This is a genomic window from Ruminiclostridium josui JCM 17888 (assembly GCF_000526495.1).
Classification (GTDB): domain Bacteria; phylum Bacillota; class Clostridia; order Acetivibrionales; family DSM-1351; genus Ruminiclostridium; species Ruminiclostridium josui.
On sequence record NZ_JAGE01000001.1, the window covers coordinates 761,466 to 782,791 of the forward strand.

Below are 21,326 nucleotides of genomic sequence, written 5' to 3' on the forward strand. Positions count from 1 at the left end.
TACAAAGAACTGCTATAAATCCAAGCAATTATTTAGTATATATTATTTAACCTTTATTCCGAATATCTTTTTAGCATAGCTTCCAACTACCAAAGTATCATTGTAAATTGCCGGAGAGGATTCAACATTTCCCTCCAGAGATACAGAATCCAGGGTTTTTCCGTCCATAGGATCAACTAGACGCATGTATCCAGCATAATCTGTATATACCAAATAGGTTTTGCCATCAGAGCTTTTGAAGTCAACGGGAGAACACCAACTGTATGCAGTAAGTTTCTTATTCCAAATCTCTTCACCGGTATTTTTATCAAGTGCAATCATATTTCCGTCAGTATTTGAACCTGTAAAGCAAATATTGAATATAACCATATTACTTATATCGTCTTTTCCAAGTACAGGTGTTCCTAGTGAACCACCGTTTATATAGTAGTTGTAAACACACTTATAATCCTTCTGCCAAACAAGCTCCCCTGTTATTGCATTTATTTTCCTTATATTGCAGTCTGTAAACTTGTTTTTACCGTTTTCACCACGCTTGTCCACCTGATTTGCGGTATAAAGAAATACTCCGCCCTTTGTCTCTTCTATTACAATAGAACTATCTGTATCGTCACCTGTGTCATATATCCATACTGGTTTCATAGTATTCAAATCAAGGCATTGCAATGTTCCTCCATTATCACAGAAATACATATAGTTTTTATATACTGCCGGCGAATTTTCTATACCCTGTTCATCGTTATAAGGACTTCTGTAACGGTACTTTGTTATTTGGGGTGCTATTGAAAGAGTTCCAGCTGCCTTATCAAACTTTGTATTCATTTTAACCTTGTATACAAGTCCGTTTTCACCGCAGTCAAGGAGTGTGTCTGTCTTTTTATCAAAAATTGCGGAAGAATCATTGGCTCCCCAGTCTCTGAATGCAACCTGATCTCTGCCAAATATAGCGTACATTTCCTTCTGGTTTATAAGATTAAAAATTCTGTATTTGTATTCGCTGTATTTTCCGCCGTTATCATTTATCCCCATACCCGTGTAAAGTATAGGATAGCCTCTTGGGTCAATCATCCCTGTTCCTTTAATGGGATAACCAATTTTTATTGGGTTTCTGGTAGGCTTACCTGTTTCAAGGTCAAGAAAATATATGTTTCCGTCCAAAGTAGGGTATATAACCTCTACAAGGTCTTTTGACTTCATATCACTGTTAATGTTCATCAGTTTTCTCACGTCTTCAGACCAGTGAACAATCAGTGGCTGTCCTGTCCAGCCTGTTCCCGGCCAATAGCTTCCTTCACCTGAGATTGCCCCAAGTCCTGTTTTTTTCCACACTATCTCTAGCTTTTTCTGAGTTACGGTACGTGTGCCAAAGGATGCACTATCCCTATAATTGTTTCCTCTAAATGTTGTTATACCTTCAAGATCTGAATATGTATCAGATGAACCAAAGCTGATTTTATTTTTGCTTTTTACGGTATATTCCTTCAAAGGGGTATTGTTTCTAAATATCCAGCTTTGCATTGTAGTTCCGTTTTTAAGTGTGTTTTGAAAGGCAAATTCAGTAAAAGCCTTTTCACCGTCAAAAGTTGCTGCAGTTTTCCATGAAACCTTCAACTTGCTTGGGTCTGTTATTTCTGCAGGCATAGGGTCTGCTACCGGCTCAGGTTCTGGTTCTTCTACTTCATCTTGACTTTCGCCTGCAGTAGTATTTACAGCATAGGAATCTCCGTTGTTTCCAGATTTCCCCGAATTACTCATCTTGCTTAATCCAATCATAACACCTGTTGTTATTAATGAAAGTATTAGAATCGTCAGTATTACTTTTAGTCTGTTAGTTGCCCTTCTTCTATATCTAGCCATTCTCAATTTACTCCCTGATAAATTTACTTAATTTTTACTCCGTATATTTTTTTTGCATAGGTACCTACTACCGCCATATTGTTGTATACTGAAGGTGATGCCTCTACATTCCCTCCAACTGAGATTTTATCCAGGTCTTCTCCTGTTTTCGGGTCTATCAAATGCATGTATCCTTTAAAGTCACAAAGCAGCATATAGGTCTTTCCGTCTTCGGACATAAAATCTACAGGTGAACTCCAGCTATAGGCATCTAAATGTCTTTTCCAAACCTCTTTGCCTGTTTTCTTATCCAGTGCCACAAGAGTTCCGTCACTTGTAGAGCCTGTTAGTGCTACATTGAATATGACAATGTCACTTATATCATTTTTCCCAACTACCGGAGTCGCCAAAGCTCCTCCATTTATATAACTCTGATAAACACAGGAATAGTCCATCTGCCATACAAGTTCTCCGGTCAGAGCATTTATCTTTCTAATATTACAGTTTGCCTTTGCTCCAGATTTTCCTCGTTTGTCAATCTCGTTTGCAGTATATAGGAATACTCCTTCGTCAGTTTCTTCAAGAGTAATGGAACTATCAGTATCATCACCTGCTTTGAATATCCAAACCGGTTCAAGTTTGTTGATATCCAAACATTGTATTGTTCCCCCGTTATCAGCAAAATACATCAGGTTCCTGTACACAGCAGGAGAGTTTTCAATTCCCTGTTCCGAGCTGTAGCTGCTCTTGTAGCGGTATTTTGTTATTGTAGGATTAATTGAAATTGATCCTGCTTCCTTATTAAACTTTGTATTTAGCTTCGCCTTGTAAACAAGACCATTTTCACCGCAGTTAATTAATGTATCAGTATATCTGTTCAGCAAGGCAGAAGAATCGTTTGCACCCCACTGTCTGAATGCAACAGAGTCATTTCCAGGCATTGAAAATATTTCCTTTTGATGAATCAAATCAAATATCCTGTATTTGAAAGCACCTTTTCTGCCGTCATTCTCATTTAACCCTTGTCCTGTATAGAATAAGGGGTAGCCTCTTGGGTCAACCATACCCGTTCCTTTAACGGTAAATCCTATATTCATTCTGGGTCTGGATTCTTTTCCTGTCTCCATGTCAAGGAAGTATACATGCCCATCAAACACCGGATAAATTACTTCAACAAGATCCTTATCCTTTAAATCGTTATTTATGTTCATTACTTTCCGAACATCCGGCGACCAGTGAGCCAGTAGAGGTTGTCCTGTCCATCCTGCACCCGGCCAGTAACTTCCTACTCCCGAAACAGCCCCTATGTCATGTGTCCACACTATCTCAAGCTTTTTTTCCCTTACATCGGCTTTTCCCCAAGAAGGCGCTGTCCTATAGTTATTACCTCTGAAAGTGGTAACTCCTTCAAGCTCCGAGTACATTTCAGGGGAACCAAAGGCAAGGCTGTAAGATGGATTGTAGCTTGATGTTACCTTATTGCTTACAAGTCTCCAGTATCTTATATTACCGTCCTTAAAAGTTTTCTTTATGGAACCGTCCCCCATTGCAGCCTTGGATATAAAGCTTGCCGGGTTCTTCCAGGAAATTAAAAGTTCACTTGGGTTAGTGCTTTCCGCAGGTTTCTGCTCTTTATCTGTATCATCAGCAGGAGTATTCTCCGCGACAGTACTCGTAGAAATCGGCGAGGTGTTGTTTGAAGTCGTCTGGGTAGTAGCTTTCGGTGTATTGTTTGAAACTTTTGGTGGAAGCTTCCCTATATAAAACATATATATTGCTACCATAGCTACTAATAAAGCAAATAAAGCAACAACTAATGCGGGAAGCAGCTTATTAACACTTTTTCCTCTTTTTCTGCTCATTTTCTATCTCCATTTTTTTATTACAAAATTGGCCATGTTTGGCAACTCATCATATCCTACTTATTATATCAGACTGATAAAAATAATTATATTTCTTTTTGTTAAAAATGTTGTAACCTTTGTATCATATATTTGGTAATTCTAACATATTATTCATATCTTACTTTTGCCAATTTCCTTAGAATACAATCCATTTAAATAACAGAAATTAATTATATTATATATGGACAATTTTCCTTAACCAATTTATAATTAGTAAAAATATCAAAGGGGGAGATTATGAATAATTACTACAACCTGTCAACTGATGAAGTTTTGAAAAAGCTCAACACCAGTATGGAAGGAATATCCTCAACGGAAATAGAGCAACTTAGAGGTCAATACGGATTTAATGAACTCAAAGCTGAGAATAAGGCAGGATTCTTTAAAGTTTTTTTAAGTCAATTTAAAGATTTCCTGGTAATAATCCTTATTATTGCGGGTGTAATTTCTCTGTTTCTAAAAGATTATGAAAGTGCAATAGTAATCTTTGCAGTTACCTTACTTAACTCTATTTTAGGCACTGTACAGCATTTTAAAGCCGAAAAATCCCTTGACAGTTTAAAAACACTTTCATCTCCTGTAGCCAAAGTAATAAGGAATAACGAAAAAATTGAAATACCATCTCGTGAAGTTTTGGTAGGAGATATACTTCTTCTTGAAGCAGGAGACTTTGTATGCGCAGACGGAAGAATTCTTGAAAATTATAGTCTTCAGGTTAATGAAAGTTCTCTTACCGGAGAATCTGAAAGTGTGCTCAAAGATTCGGAAGTTATAAATGACTCTGAAATTGCTATAGGCGACAGGAAGAATATGGTCTTCACAGGCAGCCTCATTACTTACGGTAGAGCCGTTGTAGCAGTTACAGATATCGGAATGTCCACTGAACTTGGAAAAATCGCACATTTAATGGAATCAGCTCAAAGCAAGGAGACTCCTCTCCAAGTAAGTCTTGACAAATTTGGTAAAAAGTTGGCTGTGGCTATACTTATACTTTGCGGAATAATATTTGCTGCAAACGTTTTAAGAGGTTACTCTCTTATTGATTCTTTTATGTTTGCAATAGCATTGGCCGTTGCTGCCATACCTGAAGCACTGAGTTCCATTGTTACTATTGTCCTTGCAATAGGTACTCAAAAAATGGCCAAAGAAAATGCAATTGTAAGAAAACTTCACTCTGTAGAAAGCCTTGGAAGTGTTTCTGTAATATGCTCCGATAAAACCGGTACTTTAACTCAGAATAAAATGGTAGCCGAAAAAGTATATGTAGAGTCTAAGGTATACGATGCCACCGAGCTTTCCATGGAGGATACTCTTCAGAGAATTATAATAAAAATGAGTGCTTTGGCAAGTGATGCCACTATAACAGGAGACAAAGGCGTTGGCGACCCCACTGAGCTGGCATTTATAAAGCTTGCAAATAATTACGGCTATGAAGAAGAAGACCTTCGAAATGAATACCCTCGACTTTCTGAAGTCCCTTTTGATTCAGACAGAAAGCTTATGAGTACTTTTCATAATATTGAAGGACAGTACATGATGTTTACAAAAGGAGCTCCCGATATTATTCTAAGCAGGGTAAGCAATATTGCCGAAAAAGATGGGGAAAGGCCCGTAACTCAGAGTGATATTGAAATGATTGAAGGGATAAACCGCGACTTTTCAAATGAAGGTTTGAGAGTTCTTGCATTTGGATACAAGAAGTTTGATTCCGATACAAATATTTCTATTGAAGACGAAAAACAGCTTACTTTTGTAGGTTTAATTGCAATGATTGATCCTCCTCGTGAGGAATCAAAGCTTGCAGTTGCTGACTGTATTAAAGCCGGAATTAAACCTGTAATGATAACCGGTGACCATAAAATCACAGCCTCTGCAATAGCTCGTCAAATAGGTATTATGACAGAAAACGGAAGAGCTGTAGAAGGTACAGAAGTTGAAAAGATGTCCGATGAAGAATTAAGAAATAACGTTGAAGATATATCCGTTTATGCACGTGTTTCTCCTGAGCACAAAATAAGAATAGTTAAGGCATGGCAGGACAAAGGAAATGTTGTTGCAATGACCGGAGACGGGGTAAATGATGCTCCTGCCCTTAAACAAGCAGATATTGGTGTAGCTATGGGAAAAGTCGGCACAGAGGTAGCAAAAGATGCTGCATCCATGATACTTGTAGACGATAACTTCGCTACTATTGTTAAAGCTGTAGCAAATGGACGAAGCATATATACAAATATAAAAAATTCTATTAAGTTCTTGCTTTCAGGAAACACAGCCGGAATACTTGCTGTGCTGTATACGTCAATTCTAGCACTTCCGTTGCCGTTTACAGCAATGCATTTGTTGTTTATAAACCTTCTTACAGATTCCATGCCGGCTATAGCCCTTGGGTTGGAGCCTTACAGAAAAGATGTGCTGAATTCCAAGCCACGTAATATAAACGAACCCCTATTAAACAAAGGCTTTCTGTTTCATGTTCTTTTCGAAGGTGCCGTTATTGCCGCCAGTACTCTTGCAGCATTTTATTATGGGTTAAATAAAGGTGATGCCACCCTTGCAAGCACTATGGCTTTTGCTGTTCTAGCCTTATCTAGAATGATTCATGGCTTCAACTGCCGCTCAAAGTATCCCATATATAAAGTAGGAATTTTTTCAAATAAGTTTCTGTGGGGTGCTTTGCTCATAGGAGTACTGCTTCTCGGATTGGTGCTGTGGATTCCTTTATTCCAGAGTCTCTTTACAATTAATCCTGATGTATTGGAAAGTCTGGGAATAATTGTTTTTCTAGCATTAGTTCCACTGGTTGTTATTCAAATTTATAAAGCTATTAGAACGGGTATGAATAGTAATAGTAAAATGACCAAACAATAAGACCGTACATTATTATCAGTCAGGGAGGTTATTGCATATGGGAAAAAATAAAAGTACTAAATCAGACGGTGTTGAATATTTTGCTGATACACAAAACATAGAAAACCAGAAACGCATATCAAAAGGGAACATTAAGAAGTCAGTTTTGGAAACCAAAACAAAATAATTACTTTGTATTAAAAAAGACGCTGTTGGGTTAAACCAACAGCGTCTTTTTTACTTAATATTTATAAATTATCTTGCTGTATAATGTGTGTGAAGTAACTTGTGAGCCTTGTGTCCGCCAGCTTCTCCAAGATACTCTGCGTATAATTTCTGTATCTCTGGATTTTCATGTGACTTTCTCTTTTCACATGATACATCAATATCATAAAGTCCCTTAACTCTTGCAGCTTTAACAGCATCTGTAGTTGATTTATCCTTGATGATTGGCTGTCCGCCACCGTTGATACATCCACCTTCACAAGCCATTACTTCTATGAAGTGATAATTTGCTTCACCTGCTCTTATTTTATCAAGTAACTTTGACGCATTTCCTGTACCATTTGCAACAGCTACCTTTATCTCCATATCAGCTATATTTACAGTAGCTTCTTTGATTCCATCCAAACCTCTTACAGCAGTATATTCAATGCATTCCAGTGATTTTCCTGTAAGCTTGTCAGCTACTGTACGAAGTGCAGCTTCCATAACTCCTCCGGTATTACCGAATATTGTTCCTGCACCGGAGTAGGTTCCAAGGATACTATCCTGCTTGCTGTCTTCCAACTCTGCAAATTTGATTCCTGCCTGCCTTATCATTTTTGCAAGTTCTCTTGTAGTTATAACTGCGTCAATATCCCTTAATCCATCAACGCTCATTTCTTCTCTGTCTGCTTCATATTTCTTCGCAGTACATGGCATTACTGATACTACAAATACACTCTTTGGATCAACGTCAGCCTTAACAGGATAGTAGGATTTAGCAATTGCACCAAACATTTGCTGTGGTGATTTGCAGGATGAAAGATTTTCTATAAAATCATGGTAGTTATGCTCACAGTATTTAATCCAGCCCGGTGAACAAGATGTAATCAATGGTAGCTTTCCACCGTTTTGAATTCTGTTTATAAGCTCAGTACCTTCTTCAATTATTGTCAAATCAGCACTGAAGTTGGTATCAAATACCTTGTCAAATCCCAATCTTCTAAGTGCTGTAACCATTTTGCCTTCAACATTTGTTCCTGGTGCAAATCCAAATTCTTCACCAAGTGCAACTCTTACAGCCGGAGCAGTCTGAACAACAACGTGTAAATCAGGATTTTCCAAAGCCTTCCATACCTTTGCAGTATCATCTCTCTCCTGTAATGCTCCAACTGGACAAATCTTGATACACTGACCGCAGTTTATACACTCTTGACTTGCAAGACCTTCTTCATATGCAGTTGTAACCGTCATATGTGCTCCACGGAAAGCAAAGTCAATAGCGCTGACATCCTGCATTTTTGAACAGACACTTACACATCTTCCACAGAGAACACACTTGTTAGGATCTCTTACGATGGGACCGGAAGTATCCAGACATCCCTTGTCAACTTTTCCCTCATAAGGAATTGCATCTATTCCGTTGTCATTGCATAGTGTCTGAAGTTCACACTTTAAGTTTCTTGGACATGAAAGACATTCCCTGTTATGGTTTGCCATAATCAACTCAAGTATGTTCTTTCTTGCTTCTCTCACAGTGCTTGTATTAGTTTTTACAACTATACCCTCAGATACCTTAGTTACACATGCAGGATGAAGACCTCTCCAACCTTCAACCTCAACTACACAAACCCTGCATGAACCTGGCTCGTTTATGCCCTTCATGAAACATAATGTCGGAATATCTATGTTCAGCTGTTTTGCAGCCTCAAGAATTGTTGTGTTCTTAGGAACAGAAACATCAAATCCGTCTATTTTTAAATTAATCATATCCATAATTATTTACCTGCCTTTCCAGACATGCTGCACACTCCGGTCCTGCATTTTCCGTTGATATGCTCCAAAAATTCTTCTTCAAAATATTTAACCAACGTTATCAATGGCATTGGAGCACTTTGGCCCAATCCGCAGAAGCTTGTTGTCTTCATAGTTTGTGCAAGGCTCTTCATTTTATTAAAATCATCCATTGTTGCAGTTCCTTCTGTCATCTTATCGAGAATCTCAACCAACCTGTGATTTCCTTCTCTGCAAGGTGTACATTTACCACAGGATTCCTCTTCAAAGAACTCCATAACAGTTTTCAGGTAATCCACTACACAATGTGTATCATCTACTACAAGTACCGCACCTGAACCTAATGAGAAACCTGCTTTTTTCAAATCATAATAGCATATCTTTGTATCAATCATGCTTTCTGGGAAGCAGCTTCCTGATGAACCACCAAGGTGAACAAATTTCAACTTACGTCCGTCTTTTATTCCTCCACCTAAGTTATATATAAGTTCTCTCAAAGTTATTCCGAATGGTATTTCGTAAACTCCTCTGTTGTTAACATTACCTGAAAGGCACATTAATTTTGTTCCGCCGCTAAACTCAGTCCCCATTGAGCTGAATTTTTCTCCGCCATCTTTTATTATCCATGGAATACATGAATATGTCTCAACATTGTTAAGTATGGTAGGCATTTGATACAAACCGCAGTTCTTAATATAAGGTGGCTTTTGTCTTGGTCTTCCGGTCTTTCCTTCGATTGATTCAACCAAAGCAGTATTTTCACCGCAAACATATGCACCTGCACCAGAAACAACCTTTAATTCAAAATCAAAACCTTCTCTGCCTAAAATGTTCTTACCCAAATATCCTGCCTTTTTTGCATTTTCTATTGCACTTTTAACGATTTTCTGAATAGCCGCATATTCGCCTCTGATATAGATATATCCTTCCTTTGCACCCATTATATATGCTCCTATGGTCATACCTTCAATCAGTTCAAATGGGTCTTCAGACAATATATGTTTATCCTTAAACGTACCAGGCTCGCCTTCATCGGCGTTACAAACCATGTATTTAGGACCTTTTTGGATTGCATATGCCTGTTCCCACTTAATTCCGGTAGGATAGGCAGCTCCGCCCCTTCCAAAAAGATTTGCTTTCTTTATTTCTTCTATTGCATCAAGGTGTTCCATTGACATCGCTTTTTTCAAGCCTTCATATCCACCGGCCTGAATATATTCTTCAATGCTGTCGGGTTTAATTTTCCCAAATCTTGCGCTTAATACCTTATCTATTATGTTGGCCCTCCCTGTAAGAGTCTACTATCTCTGACAACTTCTCAGATGTGAGATTACCATAAACTTTCTCACCTATTTTGATAGCAGGAGCTATGTCACATGCACCAAAACAACTTGATTGAATCAGTGTGAAAACTCCATCTTCAGTCGTCTCACCCGGTTTTAAACCAAGTTTTTCTTCAAGAAGCTGCAATACATTTTTTGCACCGGAAACATGGCATGGTCCACTTTTGCAAACTTCAACCAAATACTTGCCTCTTGGCTCTGTGCCAAACATAGAATAAAAAGTAATTACACTATATACCCTGCTAACAGGCATATCCAGTGCTTCTGCTACAAATACAACCCATTCGTGTGGCAGTGAATTTGTCCCTGAAATGTTTTGTAATTCCAACATCACTTGAATAAGATTGTCTTTTGAATTACCGTAGCGATTCAATATCTCCTTAACCTTCTCCATTCTTTGCCCTCCTACAGGCCATAACGACCCCATATAAAATTAATTCTCTCCTTGTCTAATGAGAAACAAGGCACCAATGTACCGACCATATAAGTACATTGTATACAATTGAAAAATTTTTTACCGTATCTCTAATACGCACGTTTGTATATCCACTAATATTGTAATTACTGTAATTTATATTGTCAATCAAAGTTTGATATTTTTTTCACAGAATTTTTAATATATTTAAAATATTCTTTTGTTATCTGAAGAATTCTTTACATATGTCCTGTTATGTATTAAAATTAATACATAACAGGACGGGAGTGATGGAAATGTCTAACTTAGAAAAAACAGGCTATAAGAATCCTAATTCACACCATTGTCAGTGCTGCACATGCATGGGAGGTTATCCTAAAAAATGTGATTGCGGCGGTTTGATTCACGTAGAGAAAACCGAAAGTGATAATTTTGGTTCGCTCCTGGTTTTCAGATGTGATAAATGTAATTTTGTTTTTGATATACAGGAAGAAGAGTATTAAAGGACTGCAAACTTTGCAGTCCTTTTATGTTGCTTGATTTTTATTATTCTATATTAACTCCAGCCATTTTCATTAAGTAAATAGCGTTTCTTGTATCTGATACACCTTTTCTCAGCTGATAATCGAAGAATATCTGATTATCTTTGTAATACTCCTTGAAATGGTAATTTCTAATACGACCCTCACTCTCATTTTCCATATCTGCAAGCTCAAGGTCGTGGGTAGAAACAAGTCCCCAAGAACCTCTTTTATCTAACTGGTTTATTAGCATTTTAGCACCCGTATGTCTGTCTGCTGAGTTTGTTCCCTTAAAAATTTCATCCAGAAGGAAAAATACCTTTTCTCCCTTTTCTACTGCTTCCACAATCATTTTTACTCTAAGCAGTTCAGCGTAAAAAGAAGAAACACTTTGTCCAAGATTATCACTAGTTCTCATACATGCGTATACCTTCAGTATGGGACAGATAAATGATTCTGCACAGACCGGCAGTCCAAGGTACGATAATACAAGACTTATTCCTACAGTCCTTAAGAATGTACTTTTCCCTGACATATTAGAACCTGTTATAAGCAGTATTGGTTCTTTTGAATTTATTACTATATCATTGCATTTTCTGGCCTTGGAAAGTAATGGGTGCCCTAAATGTAAAGCTTCTATTCGAGGAGCATTTTCTTCACAAATACGAGGCATTACGTATTTGGGGTTGTCGTGGCACATCAAGGACAGACTGCATAAGGCTTCAACCTCTCCTATTGTGTCAAACCACCTTTCAACATGTTTACCTCCGTTTTTTTTCCAGTTTTCAAGAGCCGCAAGGCAGTGAAAATCCCATAGTACAGCTGCATTCACAAATACATGCATCAGGTTATATCTGTTAGCAATGAGCTCCCATATTTTTGACAGTTTTTCAATCTGTCTCCATGCAGGATATCCGTAATCATCCTTTAAGTTATTCTTTAAACTGTTTATGTAACCGCTTGAGAACTTCTCGGTTTCAAATTTTTTTAATACACTTTTATAAACCTTTAGAGTGTCTGAGTGCTTTTCTACTAATTCAAAGTTCTTGTTTCTGTTTCCTGCTCTGAAACCTATCATAATAAATTGCAGAATATAAAGCACTATTGGTACATAGACAGGAACAAGCCTTACTATGCTCAGTATAAGCATAGTAAATGAAAGAACAGGAGCCCCGAATATTAAAAGTTTAAATTTAAATGATGTGTACAAGCTTTTTTCTTCATTTGCCCATTTGTATACTTCATCCAACTTGTTCATAGTATCCAGAAGAGTTTTCTTTCTTTTTTTATCACTGTCATCATCGTTGGTTAATACTGTATTCTTGTTAAGGATTAAACCATTTGAAAATAGCTTGTGCCTGAAAATAAGCTTTTTGGCCAACTCCTGTAAGGCTTCCTGCCTTTTATATATTTCTTCTTTATTCTGCATAGGATTTAAAAGCAGTTCGGCAAGTTTCTGCCTTCCGGAATATGTTGCTGTCATATTAAGCATCTGGAAAAGAGAGCCTTTCCCGAATATATCAAGGTCATAGGTATAGTTGTGCTGAGGATTTATAAACTCTTCACCTGTATCTGAGAATTCATTCCAATGGCCCTCAACTCTTTTAAGGCACATTTGGTTTATTTGATACATGGCCTTATAATAATTTTTATTTTTTATAAATGTATTGTGAATTATAGAAAGATAGACGAATAATCCACCGAAAAGCAGTAATACTGCTGCCATTAGTATATATAGTTTTATGAAAAATAAAACGGCTGTCCCAATCAAGCCTGTAAAAAATACTAACAGCTTGTAATTACCTGTGGTACTGCTTCTTACCGTATATAATTCAAACTTTCTTTTATAAACATCTATTCTTTTTTTATACTTTTCTTCCGGTGTTCTCATTGCCATCCTCCATAATCCGCTGTTATTAAATAGCCTATACCGAATATGATACCAATCTCTTTTTAAAAATTCCATAAATTAATTGTTAACATTTAAAGGACTAAATCCGCTTCCTGCCAACTCAGTCCTTTTAAGTGATTTTATCAAGTAACATAAGATAATCTGGTTTACTATGTTTTTTTAATCACCAAATTCCCCACTTAAGAGTTTATTCTCAAAGGTCACATAAGCACGCTCTAGCACAAACTCACGCTCCATTTTTAGGTTCTCATCTAGAAGTTTTTGGGCCTTAGGAGATATCTTGAAATCTACATTCCATATGTTTTCAAACTCATTACGAACTTTTGTATAATCTCCGTTTATGTAGAGGCTCTCTCCCGGAAGGAAGCTGTACTCCAAACTGTTACGAGAAAGTTCCTTGACATCTTTATAAGAAAGGTCATATCTTTGAATTGCTTTTACATATTCTTCAGTAAGATTCCCTCGGCTTAACTCCCTCATCATCCGTTGATAAAGCAGTTTTTACTCCCGCTTTTCTATACATAATAAATGGATGCTCATCATTCTCTATTCCTAAAATTGACTCGTTACTTGAAAGACATATTTCAACAAGTATATTTTTCTCTTTCATTTCTTTTTATAATTTAGGCAGATTTTTCTCTCAAGCAATTGAAACACCGTGGCCTATTCTCAGAGCATGTCCCTTTTCGATTGTGGTACTGATACGGGTTGCCATGGGTTCTACAGGAGAGCCCATTAAACTAAGCTCACCAGAATGTAATGCAAAGGACGGTTTGTCCATCTTATTCCATATATAATCTAGTATCTTCATTTCATCATCAAAATATTTTCTGGAATATAGTGATTCCTTCTTATGTAATATTTTGAACTTGTTTACAATTATACACTATTGGGAAGTATTATAAAAGGCGTCGCAAAAGTAAAACTCATTAAGTAATACTATTATCTGTATCACCTAATGAGTTTCGTTAATTCTAACACTTATGTAATTGTAGGTTTAAATCATGCTACTTACTCTCTTTAGTCACTACATCATGATCTTTTTTCAGAGTTTCTAAGTCTGCTAAATATTCTTTAGATAAATTTTCAGCCTCTGTTAGTTTATCATTTGCAGTTTTTACTAAATTTTCATCACTATTTTTAGCAGCATCAAGGAGTATGGCAAAAGCTTCAGATTGTTTAGTCATTGATGCAATATACTTATCATGTAATTTTTTCACTTCTTCTGTTGCCAGAACTGTTGCTTTTGATTTTGCAATTAATTCATCAGATGCAGGAATTATCACATCTTTTAATTTAGCTGCAAAAGCTGCGTCATCTGCATTACTGTCTTTCTTAATAGCTTGATACTCACTAGTCACTTTATCTTCTAACGTTGCAATAGCAGGTAATTGATTGTTTATGTAATTAATCAAGTCATCTTGCACAGGATCTGATCCGCAACCTGCTAATGCTGTAACACAAATAAGTAATGCTGAAATAGTTACCATAATGTTTTTGATTCTTTTCATTTTCTGTTCCCTCCAAATGTTGTTTTTGTAAAATACCTATTGCTTATATTTAACAAGTCTGCCTGTGAATTATATCTTAAAAAGTCATTTGAAAATTTCCTTGCTGCATGAAATAGTATTTTTCTGTTATGAAATATAACTTAAATTTCCTTTTTGCTCTTTCACGGTATAATATAGCGATTCTCAGTACCTTTACTTCACATAAAAATGCACCTATTTTATAAGAAAATTCCCTTTTCCCCCAGTATTTTCTAGTTCCTCAAAATTCACTATATAAACTTGAGGTAATCCACCTTTTCCCTATAATTCACTTGAAATCAAATTTAACAACAACCATCTGTGAAGCTAGGTTGTAATTATCGAAGGACATAAAGAGAGGGCAAGTTGTTACACCTACCCCATTAATCCTAAATCAAATCTTTTTTTGTATTAGGAAATTCTTCTTCTACCCAATCCAAAAAATTATTATGTTCTAAAACTCTGTTTCTATTTTCAATTGGTAATGAGTTGCCTTGTCCAAGTCTATCTCTTAGTATTTTCAATTTCTTAACAACCCAACTGTAGGTTGTTGCAGTGTCATAAGAATATGCATCGTAGAATTTTTCAAACAGTTCTTTTGTAAACACCTTCGTTTCTTTTAGCTGTTTATCAAAGTCTTCATTATACTTTTCAGATTTTGCATGTCTGGCATATTTATCACTCTCCATTTATTTTTTAATCATTTGATTTGTAGCAGAATCAAATCTATATCCATTTTTACGTAAATAATTATACTCTTTTCCAAAACCCGATAGTTCAAGTTTGCCTACACTATTTGTTCTATATAAACTTCCGACCTGAAATTCTGGTTTTGTAGCCATTATAATAATATCATTTCTAGAAATAGCATTATCAAGCCATGGTTTATTATATTCATTCCAAAATTGAGTTGGATTTTGATATAACTCATCTGGCACATTCAAAACGTTAAATCCATTCTGCCTTGGTCCAAAATTCGTCGTTTTAACATTGCCAAGCTCGTTTACTATCGCTCCAGTATCCTTTGCAAATGTTCCCAATATAGTTGTAGTTTTCCCCGCGTACTAACAAGTTCAACTCCAGATGTTGGTTTGTAATTTAACTTGTTAACCCCACTTACTCCCGCATTATAGATATTCTATACTATGGTTTTATCCTGTAAGCACTTTATACCACTAAAAAGCATAATCTATATGAAGCCTCTTTTTAGAGGATTTTTTACATATTTTACAATTACTATTTTACCACAATGGTAGTTCCAAACAACATCAGCCTACTAACTTTTCAAACGACTCGTAATCCGTCTTTGTCCGCATAATACCATATATAATTCTTACAGCCCTTCTTGACACACAAACAAGAGCTTGGGGCTTACTTTTACCTTCCCTAAGCTTGCTTTCAAAATAATCTCTGAATACCGGATGCCTTGCTTTACCGTTTGAATTCACCTGCACCAATTGGATTGCAAGGAAGTGAAATGTAGCAATTAAAACCCTGTTCCCTGTCTGCTGCGTTGGTCTTTACCCTTTCCGGCAGAACTGAATTGTACAGTAGCAAGCCCCATAAATCTAGCAAGCTTGTCTGAGTCAGGAAATCGGTTAATATCACCAATTTCAGATATCAACTGTGCTTCAGTTACAAGGTCAATACCTAGCATTGTATGAAGTTTATGGCCTGTTAAAGGTAGCAGTTTCCGTAGCTCATCGTCTATTTCTGCAATTAGTTCCTTGTTATGCTTGATTTCCTTCACGATGTTTCTGACAATAAAATCTCTTTCCACTGATAATCCTTCCTTGTGTCTCCGTCCTTTTCAATCATGGCTATAATCTCATGGACACGCTGCATTTTCAATGCCTGATGTACTGGCTTTATGGTTTCATATATCTTTTCTGGAGTGCTATTCTTCACATTCTCAGGCGAAGGGTAGTTCTCCCAAAAGCATAATGCACTCTTGGCATCAATCAGTGCAAAGACCTTCCTGTAAGATGGGTAGGCGTAGGAAAGCTGGCTATGTAACTGGTTTTTGTTCATAACATTACTCTTTACAATCAAGTCATGTCTTTTTACAATCTGCCTAATAGTCCAGTAAAAATCCTCATGCTTGGCATCTTGTAAAGTGTCTACCATATCACGGAGTACTCTTGCAACACAAAAAGCATCATAGGAGTCATCCTTGAAAACAATAGGGTTTGAAAGCCTAACCGCACTGGTATAGGCAGGGTTTACATGTTTAACATCAAACCTTCTTCCAATAAAATAAGCAGCCAAGTTTCTGCCAAAGCCTTTGGTATCCTCAAGACCAAATACTATTTCCTTCTCAATGCTCCTAGTACTCCCAGCAGCAGCTTCCACCAGTTATCTTTTAACCATTTTATTACAAATTGTTTTATCTGGTCAAGAATCTTTCCTGCGCTTTGGGCTCGTGTTTTTACTCTAATCATTGCAGTACCAAATCCGTAATTATTTTATACCTCATTTCTTAAGCAATAAAATTAAACTACAAATTTTATAATATATTAAACCCCAATAATTTTCTTAATATTATTCTTTAAATCATCAAGATTTTTATTAGCTTTTACCCTCTCATTGTAATCATCACGCCAAATAAAAAATTCTGTTAATCCGCTTTTTGGTGGATATAAACTTTTGTAATCCTGAATTATGCCATAAAATACCTCGGTTAAGTTGATTGTATTAGTATTCAGTAATATATTTTCAATATCAATTACTATTTTATTTAATACTGTTTTTGCATATTTCACTTCGTAATCACCTTCTTTTTCTAGTATTATTAATAACTTTTTAAACATATCTCCAAGTTCTTCCAAATTTGCAATTGAATAACTATCGTCCATTTACTATGTACCCCCTTATGGCAGTGGAGTTTCAGAAATCACTTTAACTCCAGGTATTTCCCATGGTTTAGAAACAAATATTTGTTCATGTGACCCTAAATAAATATCTGACTGATATCCTGCAGGTCCTTTAAATATTGTAGTACCTTTAGGAATCTTTACAGCATACACTACTTCAATTGGCGATGAACCTGTTAATGCTCCTGTTCTAGGATCAATCCACTGAGGTTTTACTGCTGTATCAATTCTAACTTTAATACTAGACTCTGGTGGAGTTTGAGTAAAGTATTGGCCAAAGCCATTTTTACCACCTCCAGATTTTCCACCCCTATATAATATTCTATCTTCTTTAAGAATTTCAATATCATATTTTCCACTTGAAAAAGTTGATGCCGCACTAGGATTTAACTCTGCAAGAGGACCTGGGTTTTCAACCATATTATATTTATATCTTACTTCTTTTGTTGTATTAGTTGCTTTAATATTTACCTTCCCGCCATTCTCTAAAGCATTTTCATAAATTGCTTTCCGTTCTCCCTGCTTTAATGCATTTAGGTCGTTGACTTTGGCGGTTGGTTTAGTGTTACGGGTTAATACTATTCCACGTTTTCCTTCGTGCTCTATTATGTCTCCTGCATGGGTGTTTTTACGGTCTATTTTTTCTATTGTTCCATCATAGAGCAGTACCCACGGGTTGACTTCCCCGTATATTCGTATATGCCGACCTTTTCGCTCTATTTTGAATTTTTTGAATCTGAATTTGCTTAATATTTTTTCTATCAGGCCGTTGAGCTTCTTTATTCCCTTTGAGAATCCTTTTTTCAGGCTCTTTATGATTATCTTTCCGTTTTCGATTATCATGTTGCCTGTTTTGGATACCAGTTTTGCTCCTGATTTCAGCAGGCTTTTGATGCCTTTTCCTACTGTTGTAGCCAGCTTCTTTGCACCTTTGGCAGTTGTTTTTATTCCTTTTTTGATACCACTCTTGGCCGCTTTTATGCCTTTTCCGGCTAATTTGAAGCCCAGTGCCATTGCAAGTTCTACCAACCCCATTGCCAAGGCTGTTGCAAGAGCTATTGCTGCAGGTTGTATGTGTCTTGCCCATCCCTGTGTCAGGTATGTTTCTATGTAGCCTGCCGCTTTTGCTATGGTATCTATTATGGACACTACCATGGCCGCATTCATTGCCGTGGTTATTGCGTTTATTATTACAGGCAGTGCTGCGGTTATTGCTCCCCCTGTTACTATTTCAGCCGCTATTATTCCAGCCAGTGCTCCCAGTACTCCCAGCAGCAGCTTCCACCAGTTATCTTTTAACCATTTTATTACAAATTGTTTTATCTGGTCAAGAATCTTTTCTGCGTTTTGGGCTCGTGTCTTTAGTCCGTCCCCAAAGCTGTTGCCTGTTTTTTGTGTGTCAAATTCCTCCATTATGCTTTCTGTGGTATGGGGGTTGGAACTTCCCTGTAGTTCCCTTGTTTCTCCGTCTTTTAGGTTTATGTCTTCCAGAAGTTCAGGAGTTATTTCACCTTTCTCAACTTGTTCTATGACTATATCGTTCTCGGTTAATTTTTCTACTGTCTGGCCTTGTGGCTGTCCTCCTTCTGCTGCCTGGTCTTCCATAGGCTGTGTCAGGTCTACTCCTAGCAGCTGTTCCCAGACCTTTCCTTCTATATGAGGCAGTGACGCTTTTGCAGCTTCTCCTAATGCTTTTATTCCCTCCATTATTTCAGCAAACTGGCCTGAGATTAACATTCCCGTAAAGGTCAATATTCCATTGTAAATGCTCTGTACAACTCCCAGTAGTTTATCCAATGTTCCTGACAGGAAATCCAGCACCGAATTTACTCCTTTTTTCAGGCTATCTGCCAATGCGTTTACTTTGTTTACTGCCTTGTCTACTGTTTTATCTATAAAGCCACATATTTTTTTCGATATTCCTGGGAATTTGGCAAATACTATTTTTACGAGTCCTTTCAGGAAGGCTCCCAGCCCTTTGATAAGTCCCACTATCATTCTTCGGCCTAACTCTATTAGTCCGTTTATTGCTTTTTTGGCCAAATCAAATATGACTTTTACTGCCTTTCTCAGTGCGTCAAATATGAAATTCAGTGCCTTTTTTAGACCTTCTATGAATTTCTGTGCTTTGTCCTTTACCCAGTCTATGGCTTTTGCATACCATGGCTTGTCTTCTTTTTCTTTTTCCTTTTCATGCTCTTTCTTTTTATCTTCTGCTTTTTTCTTTGCTGTTTTACATTCCTGATTGGCATCACTTTCTGCTTTTGCCATTTTTTCTTTAATTTCTTTATTCTTTTCTTCTTTTATTTTGTTTATTTCTTTGGTTTTGTTTTTTGTTTCAGCTTCTGCCTGCTTGTCGTATTCTGCCACTGCCCCATCTATTTCTTGTCTCCATTGTTTTCTTTGACGTTCTACTTCTGCTTGGGCACCTTTTTGTTCCTCCATCTGCTTTTTGCTTGTTTCCGCTTTCATTGCCATTATTCGGCTATCTGATTCTGCTCTTGCAGCTTTTACATCCGAATCGAATTTTTCTCGTCCTGTTTGATATTTTTCTTTTTGCTCTGTTAGCTTGGTTTTCATTTTTGGCCCAAGGGTTTTGTTCAGCTGTGCCTCCATTTCTACCGGAATTTCAAGTGTTTTTGGGGCTTTATATGCCTTTGCTGTTGTTCCTTTTAATGCTTTTTTGGCTTTGAGGATTGTGTTATCTTCATCGGGGAATATATTGTTTTCTCCAAAGTCATTTTGTATCTGTTCAAGTTCCTGCTGTTTTGCTGCTTGTACGTTCTGAGACATTTCGGCATTGTAGCCTTCCATCTGTGATGGGTCTGCTTCTCCGGTAAATTCAACTCCCGGTGTGTTTGCAGTCTGCAGCTTTGCTTGTGCCATTATCTCGTCTGGCTCTGCCTCACTGTTTATGTTTATATCAAAGTTTTTAGCTCCGTCTTGTGCTTTGCCTGTCTTTTCAGCTTTAAAACTTGTTGGTACTGCATGGTTAAAGGTCTTTAAGGGCTTTTTAGTTTTTTTGCTTTTGGATATTGCCGTTATCCCTGTAGGTGCCTTTATTTGTGGTACGTTGTTTTGGGTTTTCTGAGTTTGGTTTTTTAATGCTTCTCCCGACAGGGCTGTTACCTGGGAATATGCATTTAGCGCCTGTGTAGGCGGTACATTTTCCAACTGTGACAATAAACTTCCCGGGTCTCCACCCTTTATTTTTACCTCAGGAGTTTTTTTAGCTTTTTGTCCTGGTGCTGTAGCTGAAGCAATAGCGGCTATTTCCTTTCCAAAGGATGGTGCAGGTGCCTTCTGCTGCTGTTTCTTTTCCGATTGCTTTTTGTCTGGAGTCGCAGCCTTGGTCTGAGCTTTCTGTTTTATTTGTGTATTCTCCTGAGTTTTCACAGCCACAGTCTTTGCAGTATTTGCATTTGTCAATTGAGCAGAGCTTTTGGTATCTGTTTTTTGCTTGACTGTTTCCTTTGTCTGTTTTTGTGTTGTTTGCTTCACTTGAGAATATTTTCCAGTATGGGAATTTTCTTTATTTTTATCCTTAGTTGTATTTACATAATGTGAATCAGGGGTTTCCTGCTTTTTCTCTGCTTTAGGCTTACTTGTTTCTTCACTGCTAAGAGACTTAACCTCAGTAGTAGAAGATGTCTTTTCCTCCTGAGGTTTATTGATATCCTTATTTGATTCTTTAGTGTCCTTAGTATTATCTATAAGGGTAAGAGAACTTTTCTTCTGGTCTATCTCCTTACCCTGTTTTACCATTTGCTTACGTTTTCTACCTTCTGTCATGAGCCTAACTGTTTGACTGTAGCCCAACTTTGACTGAAAGAACATAAATTCATCACGTGTTACTGAATCAGGGTCATTAAGAAGTAGTGCAACTATTTGTGAAAATTCTGTCACTCGTACGTTTGGCTTTTTACTAGCGGTCTTTGACACAGAAGATTTTTTCTGACTGTTGCTATATAGTAAATTCGAGGACTGTTGAGATTTTCTTGCAACGGCACTTCCGGTGTTCATATTATCTCTCCTTAAAAATTAACTTCTAAATATTAAGTAAATTTTTAAGGAAATTTTACATCCGAAATATAAATATAATTTATATAGATATATAAAAACACCGAGTCATTTTCTGACCCGGTGAA

Annotated in this window: 17 protein-coding genes and 1 pseudogene; 3 read left to right on the plus strand and 15 right to left on the minus strand. The window is 36.9% G+C overall.

What is annotated here, in order from left to right; translation table 11 throughout:
• Window positions 1-42: 42 nt before the first annotated feature.
• Window positions 43-1,857, minus strand: a complete 1,815-nt coding sequence (locus K412_RS0103625; protein ID WP_024831851.1) for an outer membrane protein assembly factor BamB family protein — start codon at window positions 1,855-1,857, stop codon at window positions 43-45.
• A 23-nt stretch (window positions 1,858-1,880) separates the two neighbouring features.
• Window positions 1,881-3,698, minus strand: coding sequence for an outer membrane protein assembly factor BamB family protein (locus K412_RS0103630; RefSeq protein ID WP_024831852.1), 1,818 nt, complete (start codon window positions 3,696-3,698; stop codon window positions 1,881-1,883).
• Between the two features lie 279 nt (window positions 3,699-3,977).
• Between K412_RS0103630 and K412_RS0103635 the strand changes: the two genes are divergently transcribed.
• Complete coding sequence (locus K412_RS0103635) at window positions 3,978-6,608, plus strand: cation-translocating P-type ATPase (RefSeq protein WP_024831853.1); 2,631 nt, start codon at window positions 3,978-3,980, stop codon at window positions 6,606-6,608.
• 37 nt (window positions 6,609-6,645) lie between these two features.
• On the plus strand, window positions 6,646-6,774 hold the full coding sequence (locus tag K412_RS22875) for a hypothetical protein (protein WP_278244530.1): 129 nt from the start codon (window positions 6,646-6,648) through the stop codon (window positions 6,772-6,774).
• Window positions 6,775-6,842: 68 nt separating this feature from the next.
• On the opposite strand, the gene K412_RS0103645 is transcribed toward K412_RS22875, so the two are convergent.
• The 3 genes from K412_RS0103645 to K412_RS0103655 form a co-directional block, all read right to left on the minus strand.
• A complete protein-coding gene (locus K412_RS0103645; protein ID WP_024831854.1) occupies window positions 6,843-8,567 on the minus strand; it encodes an NADH-dependent [FeFe] hydrogenase, group A6 in 1,725 nt (574 codons plus the stop codon).
• A 2-nt stretch (window positions 8,568-8,569) separates the two neighbouring features.
• Window positions 8,570-9,775: a complex I 51 kDa subunit family protein gene (locus K412_RS0103650; protein WP_278244531.1), complete on the minus strand. Its 1,206-nt coding sequence runs from the start codon at window positions 9,773-9,775 to the stop codon at window positions 8,570-8,572.
• A gap of 76 nt (window positions 9,776-9,851) precedes the next feature.
• A complete protein-coding gene (locus K412_RS0103655) occupies window positions 9,852-10,322 on the minus strand; it encodes an NADH-quinone oxidoreductase subunit NuoE family protein (RefSeq protein WP_024831856.1) in 471 nt (156 codons plus the stop codon).
• A gap of 317 nt (window positions 10,323-10,639) precedes the next feature.
• On the opposite strand from K412_RS0103655, the gene K412_RS0103660 reads away from it, so the two are divergent.
• Window positions 10,640-10,846: a hypothetical protein gene (locus K412_RS0103660; RefSeq protein ID WP_024831857.1), complete on the plus strand. Its 207-nt coding sequence runs from the start codon at window positions 10,640-10,642 to the stop codon at window positions 10,844-10,846.
• Between the two features lie 43 nt (window positions 10,847-10,889).
• On the opposite strand, the gene K412_RS0103665 is transcribed toward K412_RS0103660, so the two are convergent.
• The 10 genes and pseudogenes from K412_RS0103665 to K412_RS0103705 form a co-directional block, all read right to left on the minus strand.
• A complete protein-coding gene (locus K412_RS0103665) occupies window positions 10,890-12,755 on the minus strand; it encodes a MutS family DNA mismatch repair protein (RefSeq protein WP_024831858.1) in 1,866 nt (621 codons plus the stop codon).
• A 180-nt stretch (window positions 12,756-12,935) separates the two neighbouring features.
• Window positions 12,936-13,256 (minus strand): hypothetical protein, encoded by a 321-nt coding sequence (locus tag K412_RS21300; protein ID WP_051461009.1) that lies wholly within the window; start codon window positions 13,254-13,256, stop codon window positions 12,936-12,938.
• A 160-nt stretch (window positions 13,257-13,416) separates the two neighbouring features.
• The gene (locus tag K412_RS22280) at window positions 13,417-13,587 is read right to left on the minus strand and encodes a hypothetical protein (protein WP_157833810.1); all 171 of its coding nucleotides are present in this window, start codon (window positions 13,585-13,587) and stop codon (window positions 13,417-13,419) included.
• A gap of 196 nt (window positions 13,588-13,783) precedes the next feature.
• The gene (locus tag K412_RS0103680) at window positions 13,784-14,287 is read right to left on the minus strand and encodes a hypothetical protein (protein WP_024831860.1); all 504 of its coding nucleotides are present in this window, start codon (window positions 14,285-14,287) and stop codon (window positions 13,784-13,786) included.
• A gap of 407 nt (window positions 14,288-14,694) precedes the next feature.
• Complete coding sequence (locus tag K412_RS0103685) at window positions 14,695-14,994, minus strand: hypothetical protein (protein ID WP_024831861.1); 300 nt, start codon at window positions 14,992-14,994, stop codon at window positions 14,695-14,697.
• Window positions 14,995-15,345 carry a hypothetical protein gene (locus K412_RS0103690; RefSeq protein ID WP_024831862.1) on the minus strand — a complete coding sequence of 117 codons (351 nt, stop codon included), beginning with the start codon at window positions 15,343-15,345 and terminating at the stop codon, window positions 14,995-14,997.
• A 228-nt stretch (window positions 15,346-15,573) separates the two neighbouring features.
• Window positions 15,574-16,621 (minus strand): annotated as a pseudogene (locus tag K412_RS20370) (IS110 family RNA-guided transposase); the annotation flags it as partial.
• Window positions 16,612-16,746, minus strand: a complete 135-nt coding sequence (locus K412_RS22880; RefSeq protein WP_278244532.1) for a hypothetical protein — start codon at window positions 16,744-16,746, stop codon at window positions 16,612-16,614. The gene K412_RS22880 and the pseudogene K412_RS20370, both read right to left, overlap by 10 nt.
• A 75-nt stretch (window positions 16,747-16,821) precedes the next feature.
• Window positions 16,822-17,160, minus strand: coding sequence for a hypothetical protein (locus tag K412_RS0103700; RefSeq protein WP_024831863.1), 339 nt, complete (start codon window positions 17,158-17,160; stop codon window positions 16,822-16,824).
• Between the two features lie 15 nt (window positions 17,161-17,175).
• A complete protein-coding gene (locus tag K412_RS0103705; protein ID WP_024831864.1) occupies window positions 17,176-21,201 on the minus strand; it encodes a hypothetical protein in 4,026 nt (1,341 codons plus the stop codon).
• Between the last annotated feature and the right edge of the window lie 125 nt (window positions 21,202-21,326).